Source organism: Streptomyces sp. VRA16 Mangrove soil (genome assembly GCF_017377775.1).
Taxonomy (GTDB): Bacteria; Actinomycetota; Actinomycetes; order Streptomycetales; family Streptomycetaceae; genus Streptomyces.
The window spans coordinates 552,636-572,132 of the sequence record NZ_JAFVLN010000001.1; the positions used below are offsets into that span (position 1 = coordinate 552,636).

16 protein-coding genes and 1 pseudogene are annotated in these 19,497 nt (G+C 72.4%); 3 read left to right on the forward strand and 14 right to left on the reverse strand.

Annotated elements, in window-relative coordinates; translation table 11 throughout:
* Nucleotides 1–16: 16 nt before the first annotated feature.
* The 9 genes from J3486_RS02320 to J3486_RS02360 form a co-directional block, all read right to left on the reverse strand.
* Nucleotides 17–910: an ABC transporter permease gene (locus J3486_RS02320; protein WP_207818209.1), complete on the reverse strand. Its 894-nt coding sequence runs from the start codon at nt 908–910 to the stop codon at nt 17–19.
* Entirely contained in the window at nt 907–1,920 is a 1,014-nt protein-coding gene (locus J3486_RS02325) for an ABC transporter permease (protein WP_207818210.1), read from the reverse strand. The genes J3486_RS02320 and J3486_RS02325 overlap by 4 nt, the downstream gene beginning before the upstream one ends.
* Nucleotides 1,917–3,458, reverse strand: coding sequence for an ABC transporter substrate-binding protein (locus tag J3486_RS02330; protein ID WP_207818211.1), 1,542 nt, complete (start codon nt 3,456–3,458; stop codon nt 1,917–1,919). The genes J3486_RS02325 and J3486_RS02330 overlap by 4 nt, the downstream gene beginning before the upstream one ends.
* A gap of 521 nt (nt 3,459–3,979) precedes the next feature.
* Complete coding sequence (locus tag J3486_RS02335) at nt 3,980–4,738, reverse strand: ABC transporter ATP-binding protein (RefSeq protein ID WP_207818212.1); 759 nt, start codon at nt 4,736–4,738, stop codon at nt 3,980–3,982.
* A gap of 9 nt (nt 4,739–4,747) precedes the next feature.
* Nucleotides 4,748–6,379 (reverse strand): benzoylformate decarboxylase, encoded by a 1,632-nt coding sequence (gene mdlC / locus J3486_RS02340; protein ID WP_207818213.1) that lies wholly within the window; start codon nt 6,377–6,379, stop codon nt 4,748–4,750.
* A gap of 4 nt (nt 6,380–6,383) precedes the next feature.
* Nucleotides 6,384–7,202, reverse strand: a complete 819-nt coding sequence (locus J3486_RS02345) for an ABC transporter permease (RefSeq protein WP_307804656.1) — start codon at nt 7,200–7,202, stop codon at nt 6,384–6,386.
* Nucleotides 7,169–7,975: an ABC transporter permease gene (locus tag J3486_RS02350; RefSeq protein WP_207818214.1), complete on the reverse strand. Its 807-nt coding sequence runs from the start codon at nt 7,973–7,975 to the stop codon at nt 7,169–7,171. Before J3486_RS02350 ends, J3486_RS02345 begins: the two co-directional genes overlap by 34 nt.
* Entirely contained in the window at nt 7,972–8,895 is a 924-nt protein-coding gene (locus tag J3486_RS02355) for an ABC transporter substrate-binding protein (protein ID WP_207818215.1), read from the reverse strand. Before J3486_RS02355 ends, J3486_RS02350 begins: the two co-directional genes overlap by 4 nt.
* 147 nt (nt 8,896–9,042) lie before the next feature.
* Nucleotides 9,043–9,948, reverse strand: coding sequence for a LysR family transcriptional regulator (locus J3486_RS02360; RefSeq protein WP_207818216.1), 906 nt, complete (start codon nt 9,946–9,948; stop codon nt 9,043–9,045).
* A 200-nt stretch (nt 9,949–10,148) separates the two neighbouring features.
* Between J3486_RS02360 and J3486_RS02365 the strand changes: the two genes are divergently transcribed.
* Together J3486_RS02365 and J3486_RS02370 are read left to right on the forward strand one after the other, a co-directional pair.
* Nucleotides 10,149–12,458 carry an FdhF/YdeP family oxidoreductase gene (locus J3486_RS02365; protein ID WP_207818217.1) on the forward strand — a complete coding sequence of 770 codons (2,310 nt, stop codon included), beginning with the start codon at nt 10,149–10,151 and terminating at the stop codon, nt 12,456–12,458.
* A gap of 77 nt (nt 12,459–12,535) precedes the next feature.
* A pseudogene (locus J3486_RS02370) lies at nt 12,536–13,229 on the forward strand (GntR family transcriptional regulator).
* 27 nt (nt 13,230–13,256) lie between these two features.
* Here the strand turns inward: J3486_RS02370 and J3486_RS02375 are convergent.
* Entirely contained in the window at nt 13,257–14,198 is a 942-nt protein-coding gene (locus J3486_RS02375; protein WP_207818218.1) for a DMT family transporter, read from the reverse strand.
* A 68-nt stretch (nt 14,199–14,266) separates the two neighbouring features.
* Between J3486_RS02375 and J3486_RS02380 the strand changes: the two genes are divergently transcribed.
* A complete protein-coding gene (locus J3486_RS02380; protein WP_207818219.1) occupies nt 14,267–15,124 on the forward strand; it encodes a LysR family transcriptional regulator in 858 nt (285 codons plus the stop codon).
* A gap of 65 nt (nt 15,125–15,189) precedes the next feature.
* On the opposite strand, the gene denD is transcribed toward J3486_RS02380, so the two are convergent.
* The 4 genes from denD to J3486_RS02400 form a co-directional block, all read right to left on the reverse strand.
* Complete coding sequence (gene denD / locus J3486_RS02385; protein ID WP_207818220.1) at nt 15,190–16,206, reverse strand: D-erythronate dehydrogenase; 1,017 nt, start codon at nt 16,204–16,206, stop codon at nt 15,190–15,192.
* Nucleotides 16,203–17,006, reverse strand: coding sequence for a 2-oxo-tetronate isomerase (gene otnI / locus J3486_RS02390; RefSeq protein WP_207818221.1), 804 nt, complete (start codon nt 17,004–17,006; stop codon nt 16,203–16,205). The genes denD and otnI overlap by 4 nt, the downstream gene beginning before the upstream one ends.
* Nucleotides 17,007–17,015: 9 nt before the next feature.
* Nucleotides 17,016–17,849: an endonuclease/exonuclease/phosphatase family protein gene (locus J3486_RS02395; protein WP_207818222.1), complete on the reverse strand. Its 834-nt coding sequence runs from the start codon at nt 17,847–17,849 to the stop codon at nt 17,016–17,018.
* Between the two features lie 246 nt (nt 17,850–18,095).
* Nucleotides 18,096–19,400, reverse strand: coding sequence for a BNR-4 repeat-containing protein (locus J3486_RS02400; protein WP_207818223.1), 1,305 nt, complete (start codon nt 19,398–19,400; stop codon nt 18,096–18,098).
* Between the last annotated feature and the right edge of the window lie 97 nt (nt 19,401–19,497).

A 19,497-nucleotide genomic window follows, 5' to 3' on the forward strand; every position in this document is an offset into this window, starting at 1 on the left:
TCCGCCGGCGGCGGAGTCAACGACGGCCGCCCGTCCGCGGGTCGAACACGTCCCGCAGTCCGGCGCCGAGCAGATTGAGCCCGAACACGAACACGATGAGCGCGACGCCGGGCCCCGCGAGCAGCCAGGGCGCCACGTCGGACAGAGTGCGGGCGTCGTACACCATCACGCCCAGCGACGCGGCGGGCGGCGGGGTGCCGAAGCCGAGGAAGCCGAGCGAGGCCTCGGTCAGCACCGCCCAGGAGAGGCTGAGCGTGACCTGGACCAGGACGATGCCGCCCATGTTGGGCAGCACGTGGGTGAACAGGGTGGCCAGGCGGCGCTGGCCGACGGCCGTCGCCGCGACGACGTAGTCCGTGCCGCGCAGCGTCAGCACCGGACCGCGCGCCACGCGAACGAAGATCGGCACGTACACGACCGCGACGGCGAGCGCCACCGTCGCCCGGTTGCGCGACAGCGTCGAGGCCAGGGCGAGGGCCAGCAGCAGCGAGGGGAACGCGAACAGCACGTTGGTCAGTACGCCGATGACCCGGTCGGCGATCCCGCCGAAGTAGCCGCCGACGATGCCGAGGACGACCCCCACCGTGCCGGACGCGGCGACCGCCCCCGCCGCCACGAGCAGCGAGCTGCCCAGGCCCGCGGCGACCCGCGAGAACACGTCCCGGCCGAACTGGTCGGTGCCCAGCCAGTGCGAGCCGCTCGGCCCCTGGAGCGCGACGGCGACCTCCTGCGCCGCCGGATCGTACGGCACCGCGCCCGCCCATCCGGCGACGGCGACGACCAGCACCAGCAAGGTCAGGACGGCCCCGACGAGCCCCGACCGGTTGCGGACGAGCGCCCGCGGCAGCGAGTCGCGGCGGGCCGGAGCGGACGGCGCCATCGCCTCCGGCTGCGTGGGCAGTGCGCTCATCGCGACCACACCCTCGGATCGACGAGCCGGTAGACGAGATCGGTCGCCAGATTGACCACGACGAACAGCACCGCGATCACCAGCACCGTGCTCTGCACCACCGCGTACTCCTTCTGCCCCATGCCGAGCAGCACCTGTCGGCCGATCCCCGGCAGCGAGAAGATCTGCTCCACGACCACGGCCCCGCCGAGCAGGAAACCGAATTGCAGCCCGCTCATGGTGACGACGGGGATCAGCGCGTTGCGCAGCACATGCCGCACCTGAAGTGCGCGTTCCGTAACTCCCTTGGCGCGGACGGTGGTGACGAAGTCCTCGCCGCGCACGTCGAGGACCGCCGCCCGCGTGGTCTGTGCGACGGGCGAGGCGATGCTCACGCCGAGGACCAGCGCGGGCAGCACCATCTGCTGGAGATTCAGCGGCAGATCACCGGTCGGCGGGGCGTACGTCTCGCCGTTCGGGTTCCAGCCGAAGGAGTCGGCCAGCACCCGGGCGAGGACGGTGCCGGTGAGGAAGACGGGTGCCGACAGCGCCAGCAGGCTCAGGGTCTGGGCCGCGCCGTCGCGCAGCGCACCCGGCCGGGACGCCGCGATCATGCCGCCGCAGACACCGAGCAGCAGCGCCAGCGCGATCGCGAGCACGGCCAGCTCCAGGGTGACGGGCAGGGCGTGCGCGGTCAGGTGCGCCACGCTCTGCCCGGCGTTGGCGGAGTAGCCGAGGCGACCGTGCAGGATCCCGCCGAGCCAGGAGAAGTACTGCTCGGCCAGCGGCTTGTCCAGGCCGTAGTACGACCGCAGTTGGGCCCGCTGGGACCCGCTCAGATCACCGGCGTCGACGCCGTACGACGCGGTGATCTGGTCGCCCGGCAGCACCCGCAGCACCAGGAACGTCAGGATGCTCACGCCCAGCAGGGTCAGCACGGCCTCGCCGATCCGCCGCGGCACCGGATGCGCGGCGAGCCGCAGCAGCGCGGACGACGTTCCGGACGACGTTCTTGACGAGGTCGGCGTCATGCGAGCTTCGTCTTCCACAGGCTCAGCAGACTCACATCGGTCACCGGTTCGAAGCCGTGCACCCGGGTGCTCGTCGCGATGTGGCTGCGCCCGGTGTACAGCCAGATCCAGGCCGCGTTGTCCTCCAGTTCCCGCGACACCTTCGTGTAGATCTCCTCGCGCGCCGCCGTGTCGGTGGTCGCGATCCCCTCGGCGAACAGCTTGTCCAGGCGTGCGGACCGGTAGCCCGCCACCTTGTTGAAGTTCCCGTCCCTGGTGAAGTACCGGGTGTACGTCGGGGCGGGGTCGGCGCCGGCGCCGTTGAGCGCGACGGCGGCGTCGAACGTCCCGGCGAGCCAACGGTCGACGTACGCACTGGAGTCGAGCGTCTCGATCTTCATCCTGATCCCGACGTCCGCGAGTTGGGCCTGAAGGTTCTGCGCCTCGTCGGTGGCGCTGGAGTACAGCCCCTGCGGCACGAGGGCGGTGAACGCGAACCCCTTCGGCTCGCCGGCGGCGGCGAGATGCTTCTTGGCGGCCCGCGGATCCCGGGTGGGGCAGGGCCGGGCGGCGGGGTCGGAGGCGAACTCGGGCGACGTGAAGGGCCCCACGACCTTGCCCTGGCCGAGCGCCGCCGTCTTCACGACCTGCTGCCGGTCGATCGCGCACTGCACGGCCAGCCGTGCGTCGAGCTTCTTGAACGGTGCCGCGTCCGCCCTCAACTGCAGCACGTGATAGTCGAGTTGATCCACCGTGTGCAGCGTGACCCCGCCGGACTTCGCCGTTCTCGCGGTGACCGCATCGTCGAAGACGGCCATGTCGACGGAGCCGGAGCGCAGCGCCGACGCCATGGAGTTCTTGTCCTGGATGACACGGAACTCCAGGGAGGGCAGGCCGGGCCGGCCGCGGAAGTAGTCGGCGTTGCGCACCAGGGTCACCGACTGGTTCGGGGTGCGGCTCTTGAACGCGTAAGGGCCGGAGCCGACGGGCTTCTTCTTCAGCGCGTCCAGCGACTTGTCCGACGGCATGATCGAGGTGTTGACGCTGGTGAGAGCGGTCAGCAGCGACGCGTCCCGCGACTTCAGAGTGATCACGACGTGCCGCGCGTCGGGCGCCGTCACCTTCCGTACCGCGCCCAGCGAACTGCGCGCCACCGCCTTGGTCCCGGGGTCGAGCACCTGGTCGAGGCTGTACGTGACGTCGGCCGAGTCCAGCGCGGAGCCGTCCGAGAACGTGACGCCGGACCGCAGCGTGAACGTGTACGTCAGGCCGTCCTTCGAGACCTGCGGCAGCTTCGCGAGACCGCTGACCGGGGCGAGTGCGGCGTTCTGGTCGAGGAGTGTGCTGTACACCTGCCCGAGTACCTGCTGGGACTGCACGGCGGTGGCCGTCCAGGGCAGCAACTGGGTGGCGTCCGCGCTGATCCCGAACACCAGCGGCCCCTTGGACCCCTTGGACGAGGAGCCGGAACCGGAGCAGGCGGCGGCGGTGGCGAGCGCGGTGACCGCGACGCCGACGGCGATCAGGCGCCGTGGCGTACGGCGGGGTCGTCTGGACACGAGCGTTCTCGCTTTCTCCCGAAGACCTGGACGCGCCTTCTCCGGCGTGACTCCTTTCCTGTGCGCTGAAGACGGCGGCTGCGTGCGGCGGGTGCCGAGGGACTCAGGCGCAAGGTTTTCCAGAAACGACCGTTTCCATGTGTGGTCCACGCAGTGTCCGCCGGGACCTCCGGTCCCGGTCGTGGGGCCGACCGGCGCGGCGGCGGGCCCGACGTCCCGTTCTGCGCAGGGTGGGAGGCGCGAAAAGTGGGGAGCGAGGGGAGCCGGCCAGCGGGTTCCGGCTTCCGGCGGGACGGGAGGGCCGAGATGTCGCCGCACGGGAAGGGGCGCTCCGGCCGGCCCTCGCGTCCCGCCGACCACGACGGCAGGACCGGTGCGCACCCCCGGCCGCCGGCGCGCCCGCCCGCATGGGGCGGTGAACGCCGGCGAAGCCCAACTGCTCTATTCGGGCGGGTTGTTGCAGGGCACGGGAAAAGTTCCGTGTCCTCAGGCCGCCTCCTCGGACCCGTACATCCCGTATCTCACACCCGCCCCTGCCTCCGCACCGCCCGTCCCACCTCCGCCCGCAGCGTCACGAACTCGGGCAGGCCGCGGGTGGCGATCTGGTCGCGTTCGGCGGGCAGCCGGACCGGGAGGTCGAGGGTGAGGTGCGCGTCGGGGCCGGGGGAGAGGGCGACGACACGGTCGCCCACGTAGACGCTCTCGTCGATGTCGTGCGTGACGAACACGATCGTGGTGCCGTCCGTGCGGTGCACCTCCAGGAGCAGGTCCTCCAGGTCCTCGCGGGTCTGGGCGTCCAGCGAGCCGAAGGGCTCGTCCATGAGCAGGAGCGAGGGACGGACCACCAGGGCGCGGGCGATGGCGACACGCTGCTGCATGCCCCCGGACAGCTGCCACGGATAGTGCCGGGCCGACGCCTCCAGGCCCACCCGGTCGAGGAACTCCCCGGCCAGCGCGCGGCGTTCGGCGCGCCGCAGGCCCTGGCGGCGCAGCGGCAGCGCCACGTTGTCGCGGACCGTCAGCCACGGCAGCAGTGAGCGGCCGTAGTCCTGGAAGACCACCGCGAGCCGGTCCGGGACCCCGGTGACCGGTGTCCCGTCGATCGCGACCGTGCCCGCGCGGGCCGGTAGCAGCCCCGCGATCGTGCGCAGCAGTGTCGACTTGCCGCAGCCCGACGGGCCGACGACACACAGGAGTTGACCGCCCGGCACCGTCAGCGAGACGTCGTGCAGAACGCGGCGGTCACCGTAGGACTGGGACACGGAGTCGAGCCGGAGCATGCGCCGCGCTCACCTGGCCCAGGGTGCGTAGAGCGTGCCCTCGGTGCCCAAGACGTGCAGATGCAGCAGATGAGGCCCGTCGTCGTCGGTCGGCCGCGTCACCGCGCGGTCGAGAGCCTTGTCCAGGTCGTCCGGGTGGTCCGCGTGGTCGGCCGGCACCCCGAACGACATGGCGAGCCGCGCGAAGTCGATCCCGCCGATGTCCGTGCCGGGCACCGGAGCGATGTCGATCCTGCGGCCCAGCGCCCGCACCGCCCCGTACCCGCCGTTGTCGAGGACCACGAACGTCACCGGCGCCCCGTGCCGCGCCGCAGTCCACAGCGCCTGCACCGAGTACATCGCCGACCCGTCGCCCAGCACGCACACCACGCGCCGCCGGTCCGCGAGCGCCCGGCCCACCGCGAGCGGCAGGCCCCAGCCGAGCGCCCCGCTGCCCGTGGTGAGGAACCCGCCCGACAGATCGACGGGCACGCGCGCGTGCAGCACCTCCCGATGGCTGGGGGCCTCCTCCACGAGGACCCGGTCGCGGGGGAGCCTGCGGTGCAGCTCGTCCAGGACCAGTTCCGGGGTGAGCCGGTCCCCGGCCGGCACCGGCGCCGGCCGGGTGCGCGGCGGAGGTGGTTCCCGGTCCGACGCGGCGACCGAGGAAGCGAGCGCGGTGAGAGCGGGGCGCAGCGTGGTGACCAGGCTCGTGCCCGTGGGCAGCCACGCCGCCTGCGCCGGATCGCAGTCCAGATGGAACAGGTCGGTGCCGGGCGGGAGCGGCGGGCTGTCGTCGGGTACGTGGTACGTGAACACGGGCGTGCCGAGCGCCACCACCACGTCGTACGGGGCCAGGCGCGCCGCCAGCTCCCCGGCCAGCGGCGGCAGGAACCCCTGGAACAGCGGATGCGACTCGGGGAAACCGGAGCGGCCGGACAGCGGGCTGATCCACACCCCGGCCCGGATCCGCTCGGCCAGCGCGACCGCCTGATCGAGCGCGCCCTCGTCGTCCACGCCCTGGCCGATCACCAGCGCGGGCCGCGCGCACGCGTCGAGGCGGGCGGCGAGCGCGGCGAGCGCGTCCGGGTCCGCGGTGAAACCGGCGTGCACCGCACGGGGCGGCACCGGCTGCGCCGGCTCGTCCCAGTCGTCCTCCGGTACGGAGACGAAGACCGGCCCGCGCGGTGGCGTCATCGCGATCCGGTGCGCCTCGGCGAGCACGGCCGGGACGTCGGCGGCGCGCTCCGGCTGGCGCGCGAACTTCACGTACGGCCGCGGGAACTGCGCCGGCTCGTCGACGCCGAGGAACGGACGCAGCTGGATCAGGGAGCGGGCCTGCTGCCCGGCGACGATCACCAGCGGCACCCGGTCCCGGTAGGCGTTGAAGACATTGCCCAGCGCGTGGCCGACCCCGCCCGCCGAGTGCAGCGAGACGAACCCGGCGCGCCCCGTGCCCAGGGCGTGCCCCGCCGCCATCGCCACCGCCGACGCCTCCTGGAGCCCGAGGACGTAACGGAAGTCGTCGGGCCAGTCGCGGAACATGCGCAGTTCCGTGGAGCCCGGATTGCCGAACACGGTCGTCATGCCGGTCGCGCGCAACAGCCCGACGACCGCCTCCCTGACCGTCGTCCCCGCGTCGCCGCTGTCCGGTGTCGTCATGCCGTCAGGCCGTCCTTCCCGTGCCGAGCAGTCGTCTCTCCAGAACCAGCAGGCCGGTGTTGAGCAGATACCCCAGAACGCCGAGGAGCATGAGCGCCGCCCACACGGTGAGCAGATCCGAGCGGGACTGGGCGTCGGTGAGGGTGAAGCCGATCCCGTTCTCGGTGCCCGGCAGCAGCTCCGAGAACACCATCAGGATCAGCGCGAGCGACAGGCTCAGCCGCAGCCCGGCGAAGATCCGGGGCAGCGCGGACGGCACGATCACGAACCGCAGCCGTTCGAGCGGGGAGAGCCGCAGCACGGACGCGACGTCCAGGCGCAGCGGATCGGTGCCCCGGGCGCCCTCCGCCGTGTTCACCAGGACCGGCCACACCGCGCTGAACACGATCGAGGCGATCTGCATCGGCGTACCGAAGTCGAAGACGACGACGAACACCGGGACCAGCGCGGGCGGCGGCACCGCCCGCGCGAACTGGAGCACCGGATCGCACAGCGCGTACACCCGCCGCGAGCGCCCGATCGCCACGCCGAGGGCGATCCCCACGGCCGCGGCGAGCAGGAACCCGGCCGCCATCCGGCCGAGACTCGGCCCGATCGTGTCGACCGCGGCGTCCGTCAGGAACAGATGACCGGCCGGGCCGGAGAACCACAGGTCGTACGCGTGCCGACCGATGCGCGAGGGCGGCGGGAAGAACACACTGCCGTGCGTCCGGGCCGCCAGCTCCCACATGCCGACGGCGAGGGCGAGGACCGGCAGGCGCAGCAGATCACCGAGTGCGGGCCGCCGGGTCACGGCCGCGCGCCCCGCCGCTCGGGCGTCCACGGGAACAACCGCCGTTCGCCCCAGACCAGTACGCCGTTGACGGCCAGGCCGAGCGCGCCCGCCCAGACCACCCCCGCGAGCACGTCCCGGGTGCCGTCCGTGGCGAGCTGGGCCTGGGCGATGAAGATGCCGAGCCCCTCACCGAACCCGGACAGCAGCTCCGTGGCCACCGCCACGATCAGCGCCACGGCCGCCGAGATCCGGATCCCGGCGGCCACGAACGGCGCCGCCCCCGCCAGATCGACACGCAGCAGCACCGCGGCCCGCCCGAACCCGAAGGCCCGCAGCGTCTCCTTGGCCAGCGGCTCGCTCTCCCCGAGGCCGTACATCGTGTTGAACAGGATCGGCCACACCGCCGCGTACGTGACCAGCGCGACCTCCGTCCCGGTGCCGGAGCCGAGCAGCAGCGACACCAGCGGGATCAGCGCCACCGACGGCAGCGGCCGCAGGAACTCCACGATCGCCCGCACCGCCGCGTCCACCACCGGCACGCTGCCCAGCAGCAGACCCACCGGCACCGCGATCAGGCAGGCGAGCGCGAGCCCCAGGGCCCAGGCCCGCAGCGTCGCCCCGACCCCGTCGAGGAAGGCGGAGTCCCCGGCCAACTCGACGGCGCGGCGCACCACTTCGGAGGCGGGCGGCAGATAGTCGCGTCGCACGATCCCGGATCGCGACACCGCCTCGCACACCCCGAACGCGAGCAGCGCGCCGAGCACGCCGAGCGCGATGTCGCGGCGCCCGCGCCGCTGTCCGTGCCGCCGCGGACGACTCACTCGACGATCAGTGAGGAGGGGTCGAGGGACTTCTTCAACAGCCCCTGCTTCCGCATGAGTTCGGTCAGTCGGCGCAGCCGGCTCGCCTCGGTCGACGACGGGTACGCGGGCAGCCCCATCGATGTGGCCTGCGCCGCCGTCACCTTGGTGTACTTCGGCAGTTCCTTGCGCACGGCCGACGGATCACCGGCCGCGATCTTCGAAGCGGCCTCGATCGCGCGCCGGAACTTGGCGGCCGTCCCCGGGTTCTTCTTCGCGTACTGCGCCGTCGTGACGTACCCGCTGATGGGCAGGGACTGCACGGGGGCCGAGCCGCCGTCCACGAGCACCCGTGCCTTGAGGTCGCTCTGGATCGCGCTGTCGAACGGCTCGACCGCGTGCACCGCGTCGACCTGGCCCTTCTGCAGGGCGGGGCCCATCTGCGGGAACGCGATCTGCCGGTAGGCGGGCCGTCCGGCGCCCCGCTGGTCGAGGATCGCGTTCAGGGTCAGCGACTGGATGTTGTTGAGGATGTTGACGGCGACCTTCTTGCCCTTGAGGTCGGCCACGGACTTGATCGAGGAGTCCTTCGGCACGAGGACGTCCATCATGTGCGACGCCGTCCGCACACCCTCCGCGAGGATGCGGACGTCGAGCGTGCCCTGCTCGTACGCCTGGAGGAAGGTCACGTAGTTGGCACTCGCGATCACGTCGACCTGCCCCTTGGAGAGGGCGGGCAGCGCCTGGATGCTCTGCTGCACCGGCTGGATGCGGACGTCCAGGCCCTCCTTCTTGAACAGGCCGCGGTCCCGGGCGATGTACAGCGCCGCGGAGTCCGTCAACGGCAGTGCGGCGACGGTGAGCCGGGTGCCCTCTGCGCCCCCCGAGCCTTTTGAGTCACTGTCCCCGCACCCCGCGGCCAGCAGGGTGAGGGCGGCCATGACCGCCGCGGCCCCGTACGCCCTCGTCCGCGAGCCACCTGAGCCAGTTGTCTGATGCGACGTCACAACTTCGTGCCTATCAGGTACATGACGTGATCGCCATGGGCGGCCGGAGGAACGGCGCGTCCTTGCACAAGGTCGTCCGACTCAGCCCGGTGGCTCGTCCAGAACCGTGTGCATGACCGAGTCACGGGCCAGATCGGCCAGTGCCTGCTCCATCACCGACAACGGCGTACGAGGCGGCAGCAGCAGCCCGATGCGCGCACTGCGCCGGGGCCGTACCAGGGGCACGGCCCGCATTCCGGCGGGGATCCCGAAGACGTGCAGCCAGGTGTGCGGGACGACCGTCGACCAGTGGCCCGTGCGGACATGGGAGATGAGCGACGCGATCGAATCCGTCTCCACCCGCGGCGCCACCCTGACCCGCAGTTCGGCGAAGACCGCGTCCAGAACCTGGCGGCCCACCATCCGCGGATGCAGCAGACACAGCGGCAGATCCGCGGCCTCCGCCCAGCTGACCCCCTCCTCGCCGAACTCCGCCGCCTCCTGGGTCAGCAGGACATAGCGCTCCCGGTACAGGGGAACGAACGGCAGATCGGGCTCCCGGCTCGGATAGGTGACGGCTCCGTGCAACTCGAATGCGCGCAGCCGCCTGACGATCTCGTCGCCCTGCAGATCCGCGTGCACCCGTACGGTCGTGTGCGGATTCGCCGCGCAGAACGGCTCGGTCAGCAACGCGACCGCGGCGACCGCCGTCGGCACGGCACCGATCCGCAACTCGCCTTCGAGCCCGGCGCGCAGCGCGGCCAGGCCAGCCGTCATGGCGTCGCGGTCGGCGAGCATCCGGCGCGCCCAGACCACGACCTCCTCACCTTCCGCCGTCAGCCCCTCGAAACGGCGACCCCGGCGCACCAGCGGCACCCCGAGCTCGCTCTCCAGCTTGCGGATGCCCTCGGACAGGGTCGGCTGGGAGACGAAGCAGGTCTGGGCCGCCCGCGCGAAGTGCCCGGTGCGGGCCAGCGCCACCAGGTACTCGAGCTGTCGAAGGAGCACGGGTCGCGGCCACCGCCTGTTCGGATCGTTCGTCGGGCACGTCACGGCCGCACGCAATCGGCTGCCGGGGCCCTGGTGATCGTAACCGCCTATCAGCCATCGGATCTTCCGCTTTGACCGTGCGGGAGACCCGGGCGAATGCTGCTGTGCGCGGGCCACGCAGGCGCGCGGTCCACGGACGGAACGTTGAGGTGATGGGTATGGGCGAGATCGTCGAGCCGGAAGAGGAACTCTCCGTCAAGAAGCCCAAGACCTGGGCGACGGGCGCACCCGCCGTGGCCCACGCCCTCACGTACGCGCTCGGCCAGACCTCGCCGCAGCGCACGGCGCTCACCCTCCTCACCATCAACCAGGCCGGCGGCATCGACTGCCCCGGCTGCGCCTGGCCCGAGGGCGCGCCGAAGGAGCGGCACCGCAACGAGTACTGCGAGAACGGCGCCAAGCACATCAGCGACGAGGCGACGACCCGTCGCGTCACCCGTGAGTTCTTCGCCGAGCACTCCGTGAGCGAACTCGCCGAACGCTCCGACTACTGGCTCAACCAGCAGGGCCGGCTGACCGAGCCCATGGTCAAGCGGCCGGGCGGCGACCACTACGAGCCCATCGGCTGGGACGAGGCCCTGACGCTCGTGGCCGACGAGCTCAAGGCGCTCGACCAGCCCGACGAGGCGCTCTTCTACACCTCGGGCCGCCTCGCCAACGAACCCGCCTTCCTGCTCCAGCTGTTCGCCCGCGCCTACGGCACCAACAACCTGCCCGACTGCTCCAACCTGTGCCACGAGTCCAGCGGCTCCGCCCTGAACGAGACCCTGGGCATCGGCAAGGGCAGCGTCAGCCTGGACGACCTGCACAACAGCGACCTGGTGTTCGTCGTCGGCCAGAACCCCGGCACCAACCATCCGCGGATGCTCACCGCCCTGGAGGAGACCAAGCGGCGCGGCGGCCAGGTCGTCGCCGTGAACCCGCTGCCCGAGGCGGGACTGCTGCGCTTCAAGCACCCGCAGAAGGCGCGCGGGATCATCGGCCGCGGCACCCGGATCGCCGACCAGTTCCTGCAGATCCGGCCCGGCGGCGACCTCGCCCTGTTCCAGGCGCTGAACCTGCTGCTCCTGGAAGCCGAGGACAAGGCCCCGGGCACCGTGCTCGACCAGGACTTCATCGCCGCCCACACCACCGGCTTCGGTGTCTTCAACGACAACATCCGCGCCCTGGACTGGGACGACGTGCTCGCCGCCACCGGCCTGCGGCGCGAGGAGATCGAAGAGGTCCACCAGCGGGTCCTGAAGTCCCGCAGCGTCATCGTGTGCTGGGCCATGGGCCTCACCCAGCACAAGCACGGCGTCCCCACCATCAGGGAGGTCGTCAACTTCCTGCTGCTGCGCGGCAACGTCGGACGGCCGGGCGCCGGGGTCTGCCCGGTGCGCGGACACAGCAACGTCCAGGGCGACCGGACCATGGGCATCTGGGAACGCATGCCGCAGTCGTTCCTCGACGCCCTGGAGAAGGAGTTCGGGTTCGCGCCGCCCACCCGGCACGGCCTCGACTCCGTCGATGCGATCCGGGCCATGCGCGACGGCCGCGCCCATGTCTTCCTGGGCGTGGCGGGCAACTTCGTGCGCGCCACCCCCGACAGCGACGTCACCGAACGCGCCCTGCGCAACTGCCGCCTCACCGCCCACATCTCCACCAAGCTGAACCGCTCGCACACCGTGTGCGGCGACACGGCGCTGATCCTGCCCACGCTGGGCCGCAGCGACCGCGATCTGCAGGCCACCGGCGAGCAGTTCATGACGGTCGAGGACTCCATGAGCGACGTCCACACCACCCGCGGCCGCCTCGCCCCCGCCTCCCCGGCGCTGCTCAGCGAGGTCGCCATCATCAGCCGCCTCGCCCACCTGGTGCTGGGGGAGGAGCAGGGGATCACCTGGCAGAAGTACGAGGAGGACTACGACCTCGTACGCGACCACATCGCGAACGTGGTCCCGGGGTTCCACGACTTCAACCGGCGGGTGCGCGAACCCGGCGGCTTCACGCTGCCCAACCCGGTGAACTCGATGACGTTCCCGACGGCCAGTGGCAGTGCCGTCTTCACCGCGAACACCTTCACCGCACTGACGGCCCCGCCCGGCCACCTGATCCTGCAGACGCTGCGCTCGCACGACCAGTGGAATACCGTCCCGTACGCGATGGACGACCGGTACCGCGGCATCAAGGGCGCCCGGCGCGTCGTCCTCACCCACGCGGACGACCTCGCGGAACTCGGGATCGAGGAGGGCGCCCTGGTGGACCTGGTCGGCGTCTGGGAGGACGGGGTCGAGCGCCGGGCGAACGGGTTCCGCACCGTCGCCTACCCGACACCGCGCGGCTCGGCCGCCGCCTACTACCCCGAGACCAATGTGCTGGTGCCGCTGGACAGTGTGGCCGAACGGAGCAACACGCCCACGTCGAAGTCGGTGATCATACGGCTCGAACCCGCGGAGCCGGCGCCGGTCCCAGCGTCACAGGACTGATATGTCAGTCTGCGGCCGCGCTACGGCAATCCCCCACTCCTGACACATCGAGTCGAGGGGAAGCGAGGGAGCGGCGCATGGCCTCCGCATCCGCGGCCGAGGGGGCGGCGCAGGGCGTGTCCCTCGCCGAGCAGGCGTACCGGACGATCACGGACCGTCTTGGTCACCCTGCGGATCCGCCCCGGCGAACCGGTGCACGACGGCCGGCTCGCCGAGGAACTGGGTCTCGGCCGCACGCCGGTGCGCGAGGCGCTGGGGCGCCTGGAGACCGAGCGGCTGATCGTCGCGTACCCGCGCCGCGGCACGTTCGCCACCGAGGTGAACATCGCCGACCTCGGCCACATCTGCGAGGTCCGTCAGGAGCTGGAGCCACTCGCGGCCTCGCTGGCCAGCCGCCGCGCCACGTCGGCCGACCGCGACATGCTCGACGGCCACCTGGAGCAGCTGGAACGGATGGAGACGGCGGGCGGGGCGGGCAGGGCGCGCGGACCGGAGCGCGAGACCGAGCTGATCCGGCTCGACATGGCGGTCCACCGCGCCGTCTACGCCGTCACGCACCACCCGTACCTCGAAGCCACGCTCGTCGGCTACGACAACCTCGCCACCCGCATCTGGTGCCTGTTCATCGACCGCCTCGACGGCCTCGACCAGCACGTGCACCAGCACGGGGCGCTGCTTCGGGCGATCATCGAGGGGGACGCGGCGAAGGCGGCGACCCTCGCCGCCGAGCACGTCGACGACTTCGGGCGCGCCATCCGCGCGCTGATCTGAGACCCGAGGGCCCCTCACCTCCGCCGCTCACCTCCTGCGCGCGAGGATGCTCGCCGCGTTGGCGGTCATGATCGCCACGATGCTCGCCCACTCGAGCCGGCCCAGTCGCTGGCCGAGCCCGACCCACCCGACCAGAGCGGCGAGCAGCGGATTGACGCTCATCAGCAGGCCGAACGTCTGGGCGGGCACCCGGCGCAGCGTGAGCAGATCGGCGAGATAGGGCACGGCGGACGACAGCACCCCGGCCGCGATCGCGCAGCCCACGGCCCCGACGGTGGGCGGACGGTGCAGCACGACCGCGACACCCACCGGCAGGAACAGCAGCGCGGACACCCCGGCGGCTGCCGCGGAACCCTGCACGCCCGGGACGCGGCGGCCGACGGTGCGGTTGAGCAGGATGTACGACGCCCAGCAGCTCGCGGCGAGCAGCCCGAGGCCCAGGCCCAGGTAGTCCGTGGACGGCTGAGGACGCATCAGGGCCACGACACCCGCGGCGGCGAGCACCGCGCAACAGGCGTCGATCCGGCGCCGCGCGGCACCGAGCGCGATGGCGAGCGGACCGAGGAACTCCAGCGTCACCGCCAGACCGAGGCCGACCCGGTCGATGGCCGTGTACAGCGACAGGTTCATCGTCCCGAAGACCACCGCGAGCCCCAGGACCGGACGCCACTGCGCCCAGGTGAAGCTCCGCAGCCGGGGCCGGCCCACGGCGAACAGCACGAGCGCGGCCACGTACTGGCGAACCGCGACGACCCCCACGGGCCCGAGCACGGGGAACGCCACGGAACCGATCGCTGCGCCGACCTGGTTCGACAGGCCGCTGCCGAGCACGGTGGCGACACCGGCCAACTGCCCGGCGGCCACCGGGGCTCCGACGGCGACGGCGGTGGCAGGGGCAGGGGCAGGGGCAGGGGCGGGCGCGGGGAGCGGGGCAGGGGACACGGGGCGCGCTGCGGAGGCGTCTGGCATGCGCTGAGCGTGCGCCGTCCGCCGCCATGCGCAAAATGCACCGACGCCCATAGCCATACGCTGGGCGTATGGATGTGGAGCTCCGTCACCTGCGCTGCCTCGTCGCCATCGTCGACGAGGGCACCTTCACCGACGCCGCGATCCGGCTCGGCGTCTCCCAGGCGGCGGTGTCCCGGAACCTGGCCGCGCTCGAGCGGGCCCTCGGCGTACGGCTGCTGCGGCGCACCTCGCGCGAGGTGACCCCGACCGCGAGCGGCACCCGCGTGGTGGCGCACGCCCGCCGGGTGCTCGGGGAGGTCGACGACCTGGTCCAGGAGGCCACGTCGGGCCGCAGCAGCGTACGGATCGGCTACGCGTGGTCCGCGGTCGGACGGCACACCTCCGCGTTCCAGCGCCGCTGGGCGAGCGCACACCCGGAGACGGATCTGCACCTGGTGCGGACGCACTCCGCCACCGCCGGGCTCGCCGAGGGCCGCTGCGACATCGCCGTGGTCCGCAGGCCCGTCGACGCGCGGCGCTTCGACAGCGCGATCATCGGCCTGGAGCGGCGGCTGTGCGCCCTGTCCGCCGACGATCCGCTGGCCAGGCGCCGGTCGCTGCGACTCGCCGACCTGAGCGAGCGGACCCTGCTGATCGACCGCCGTACCGGCACCACCACCCCCGAACTGTGGCCGCCCGAGTCCCGCCCCGCGATCGAGGAGACCCACGACGTCGACGACTGGCTGACCGTGATCGCGGGCGGCCGCTGCCTCGGCATGACGGCGGAGTCCACCGCCCACCAGTACCCGCGGCCCGGTGTCGTCTACCGGCCCGTCAAGGACGCCGAGCCGATCGCGGTGCGGATCGCCTGGTGGTCCGACGATCCGCACCCCGCCACCCAGCAGGTGATCGAACTGCTCACGGCGCTGTACCGGGGCGACACCTGACGGCACGTGGGCCCGTACGCTCCCGCGCTCGAACCGGCGGGTGCCGCGGGGCTTCCCGCGGCCGGTCACCGGACCGGTACGACGACGGCTTCCCGGTGCTCCGCCGCGTACTGCCGCACCACCGACGCGAAGTCCGGATCGGCCGCGAGCCCGAGACCGTTCGCCCGCGCGGGATCGACGACGGCGGGCCACGAGCCGACGATGGCCTCCACGGCCGGGTCGGGGGCGAGCGTCACCAGATCGGCGACCGCGTCGCCCGCCAGCGCGCGCAGCGTGCCGAGCATCTCGGCGACCGTGACCGTGAGCGCCGGCAGGTTGACCGGCAGCGTGCCGTTCAACAGGCCGGGGCCCACGCCGCGTTCGGCCTGCGCGACACGGAGGATGCCCTCCACCGTGCGGCGCGGGGAGGCCAGCGCGACGCGCAGGTCCGGGGCGACGGGACAGACCGCAGGCAGGCCCGCCAGCGGTTCGCGCACGATGCCGGACAGGAAGCCGGAGGCGGCCGCGTTCGGCCGGCCCGGCCGCACCGCCACCGTCATCAGCCGGGCCACCCGGCCGTCGACGAAGCCCCGGCGGGTGTACTCCGCGATCAACTGCTCGCAGATCCGCTTCTGGACGCCGTAGCTCGACCGCGGGGCGGGCAGCGTCGCCTCCGTGACGACCGCGGGCAGCGGCAGCGCGGCGTCGGACCCGTACACCGCGACGCTGCTGGAGAAGAACAGCCGTACCGTCGGCCCACCGGCGGCCGACTGGGCACGGGCCGCGTCGAGCAGTGCGCGGGTCGTGTCGAGATTGGCGCGCATGCCGAGGTCGAAGTCCGCCTCGCACGCGGCCGACACAGCGGCGGCCAGGTGCACGACCACGTCCACCGGGTCCGCGAAGAGGGCGCCGAGCCGGTCCGTGAGATCCCCCTGGACGACGTCCACCCGCGGGTCGGCCGCCGGCGGCGATCCGTCCGGGACGACCAGGTCCGCCAGGACCAGCCGGTCGATCGGGACGCCGTCGAACGTGCCCCGCTCCAGCAGGGCGCGAGCCACCCGCTGCCCCAGAAAACCGAAGCCACCCGTGACGACGACCCTCATGCGTGCACTCCTCGAAGACCTCGAAGGGCGGTGAACCAGCCGAGCCCCGCACGCGTACCGGCCCGCGGGACGTACTCGCAGCCGATCCACCCGTCGAAGCCCGACTCGTCGATCACGGCGCAGAGATGACCGAGGGAGAGCTCGCCCGAGTCCGGCTCGTGGCGGTCCGGCACGCCCGCGATCTGCAGATGCCCGACCCGGCCGGTCGGTAGGTCGCGGCGCAGCGTCGTGGTGAGATCGCCCTCCACGATCTGGCAGTGGTACAGATCGAGCTGCACCTTGAGACGGGGCGCCCCCACCTCCTGGACCACGGCGTGCGCGGCGGCCTGCCGCCGGAGGAAGTACCCCGGCATGTCACGGCCGTTGATCGGCTCGATCAGCACGTCCACGCCCACGGCCGCGGCCCGCTCGGCGGCGAACGCGAGGTTGGCCAGATAGGTGTCGCGCAGAGCCGCCGGTTCCGTCCCCGCCGGTGCGACGCCGGCCATCACATGAACGCGCGGGCTGCCGACGACGGCCGCGTACTCCAGCGCCCGCTCGATCCCGGAGCGGGTCTCCGCCTCGCGGCCGGGCAGCGCCGCGGTCCCGCGCTCGCCCGCGTCCCAGTCGCCGGGCGGCGCGTTGAACAGCACCTGCCGCAGCCCGTGGTCGTCGAGCCTGCGGCGCAGCTCGGCGGGGTCGTAGGCGTACGGGAAGAGATACTCGACGGCCTCGAAGCCGTCCGCCGACGCCGCCGCGAAACGGTCGAGGAAAGCGTGCTCGGAATACAGGGTCGTCAGGTTCGCGGCGAACCTCGGCATGCGGTCTCCTCAGAGCGGGGCCAGATCGGCGTACACCACATGATGGTCCGAGTACGCGCTGGGCCGCACACGGTCGGCGTGTGCGGTGATGCCGCGCAGAAAGACGTAGTCGAACCTGCTGTACCAGTCGGTGGTCGGCTCGCAGTCGCCGCCGGACGACGGGCGGCACGCCGGGTTCGCGTCGGTGGCCAGCGGCCACATGGCGTGGAGTTCGGGGGAGTCCGGCACGGCGTTGAAGTCGCCGAGGACGATCGCCCGGTCGTGCCGGGCGACCTCGGCGGCGAGCACGGGGACCTGCCGGGCGCGGACCTCCTCCTGGCGCCGCTCGGCGAGGTGCGTGTCGAAGACGCGCACGGGCCGGCCGGCCACCGTGGTGGTGACCTCCAGATAACCGCGGTCCTCGGACCCGCCGTCGGGATACTCCACGAGCCGTCCGTCCGTGATCGGCGCGGCCGAGAGGATCGCCTGGCCGTATCCGCCCGGGTGCCACGGAAGGCCCCCGCAGCGGCTCCAGTTGCGCAGCACCGACCCGTACGCGACGTGGTAGTCGAGCCCGTAGTACTGCTTCAGATAGCGCCGGATCTCGTCGACATCACGGACGCACGCCTCCTGGAGGGCGACGACCTGGGGCGCGTACGTGGCGATGTCGGCCGCGCGCCCCATGTTCTGGCCGCTGCTCCGGCAGGGGTTGCAGATGTTCCACGTCATGACCCGGTTCGCGACGAATCCCGTGGCGGCGTCGGTGGGCAGCGGGTGGGGTGCGGGGTCGCCACTGGGGGCGCTGGGCCCGGTGAGCAGCAGACAGATCACCGCGAGGGCGCCCGCGAGTACCCGTGTGTCCATGCGCCGCACCCCGCCTCCTCCGCCGGACCCACATGGGATCACAGTCGGGACGTCCGGTCGAGGGCGGCCAGGTGGTGGAGCGAGTTCGCCGGATGGTCGGGGCCGAACGGCGGGGGGCATGCGAGTCCTCGTCGTCCCGGGCTCCCGCCCGCACGGTGGGAGACCTTCCCACCGTGCGGGCGATCCGGCGCGGCGAGACTCATCGGCCGCCGACACGCCAGGAGGACACCGCGACGGCGCCGGGACTCAGCGGCGGCCGTAGTAGAGCGCGTGGTTCGCCGTGTCGGGCAGGTACAGGACGTCGTTCCCGTCCGAGTCCCGCCGCACGGCGAGCCGGTCCGCGGTCACGCCCGGCGCGGCCGACTCCGCGGTCCACGAGCCGTCCGCGGCCTGCGTCGCGGCGAACACCCGGTCCGTGCCGGACGTCGTCACGTAGTAGACCCGCTTGGTGTCCGTCTCGTCCCAGGTGATGCCGAGCGCCGCGGAGGTCTGCCCGCCCGCGTACACGGTCTTGCTCACCCAGGAGCTGCCGCTCGGGTACGCGTAGTACACACGGAAGTTCCCGGCGCTCTCGGTCGAGCGGTAGCGGTAGGCGACCTTCGGGGTGGAGCCGTCGAGCGTGAGCTTCGCGCTCTGCACGGCAGGACCGGTGTACGCGTTGTCGTTGCTCCACACCTCGTCGGTGGTGAAGCCCTGGATCACGTCGGAGGTGTCCGGGGTGACCGGGGTGGTGACCGCGGCGCCCCTGCTGTCCGAGAAGGTCCCCGTCGACGGGTCGTACACCATGTAGGTCAGCATGTGCCGGAACGCCACCGCGGGGGCCTTGGCCCACTCGAAGAGGATGTGCACGCGGCCGGCCGAGTCCACCGTCAGATCGTCGGGGTACACGGAGCGGTACAGCGCGCTCGCGAAGGTGGCGACCACGCTCCAGCGGGAGTTGGCGTTGTCCCAGCGGTACAGCTTGCCGGGCCGCTGGTCGGCGCCGGTGCCGACCCGGGCGGCCAGGTACAGGTCGCCGTTCGGGGCCGTGGTCAGGACCGGGTACGTGATGCCCTCGCCCTGGTCGGGCAGCTCGGCGGCGTGGTCGGTGACGTCGCCGCCGGGGGCCTCGGTGCGGAAGTAGCGCCAGGGATTGGCGTGCATGGAGGTGAACACGTGCAGTCGGCCGCTGCCGTCCCGTGCGATCGACGGCTGGTTGTGGCCGTTGTCGTCGACGAACTCGGCCTGCGTCCCGTCGGAATTGAGCAGCGGCAGCCGGCTCCACACGCCGTCGGGGTCACGGCGGGCGATCGCCGGGCGGTGCGTGGTCTCCGTCGAGCCGGGCTCGTTGAACGCGAAGTACGTGTACTGGCCGCGCCCCTTGTACGTGGCCGCGGGCGTCCACCACGCCGCCTGGTTCGACGAGTCCATCGTGTACGGGACCTTCTCGATCACCGTCGCCGTCGCGGCGGTCGCCGCCGGATCGTCGGCGCGGGCGGCCGAGACGGGCATCAGCAGGGCGGCCAGTGTCGCCGCCGACGCGGCGTACGTGCGCAGTCGGGAACGTCTCATGGTGAACTCCTTCGCGGGTGCGGTGAGATGCCGTACAGGAGTGGCCCGCGGGACGGGCCGGTTCGGGGGCAGGACAGCGCAGGGCCCGGTGACAGCC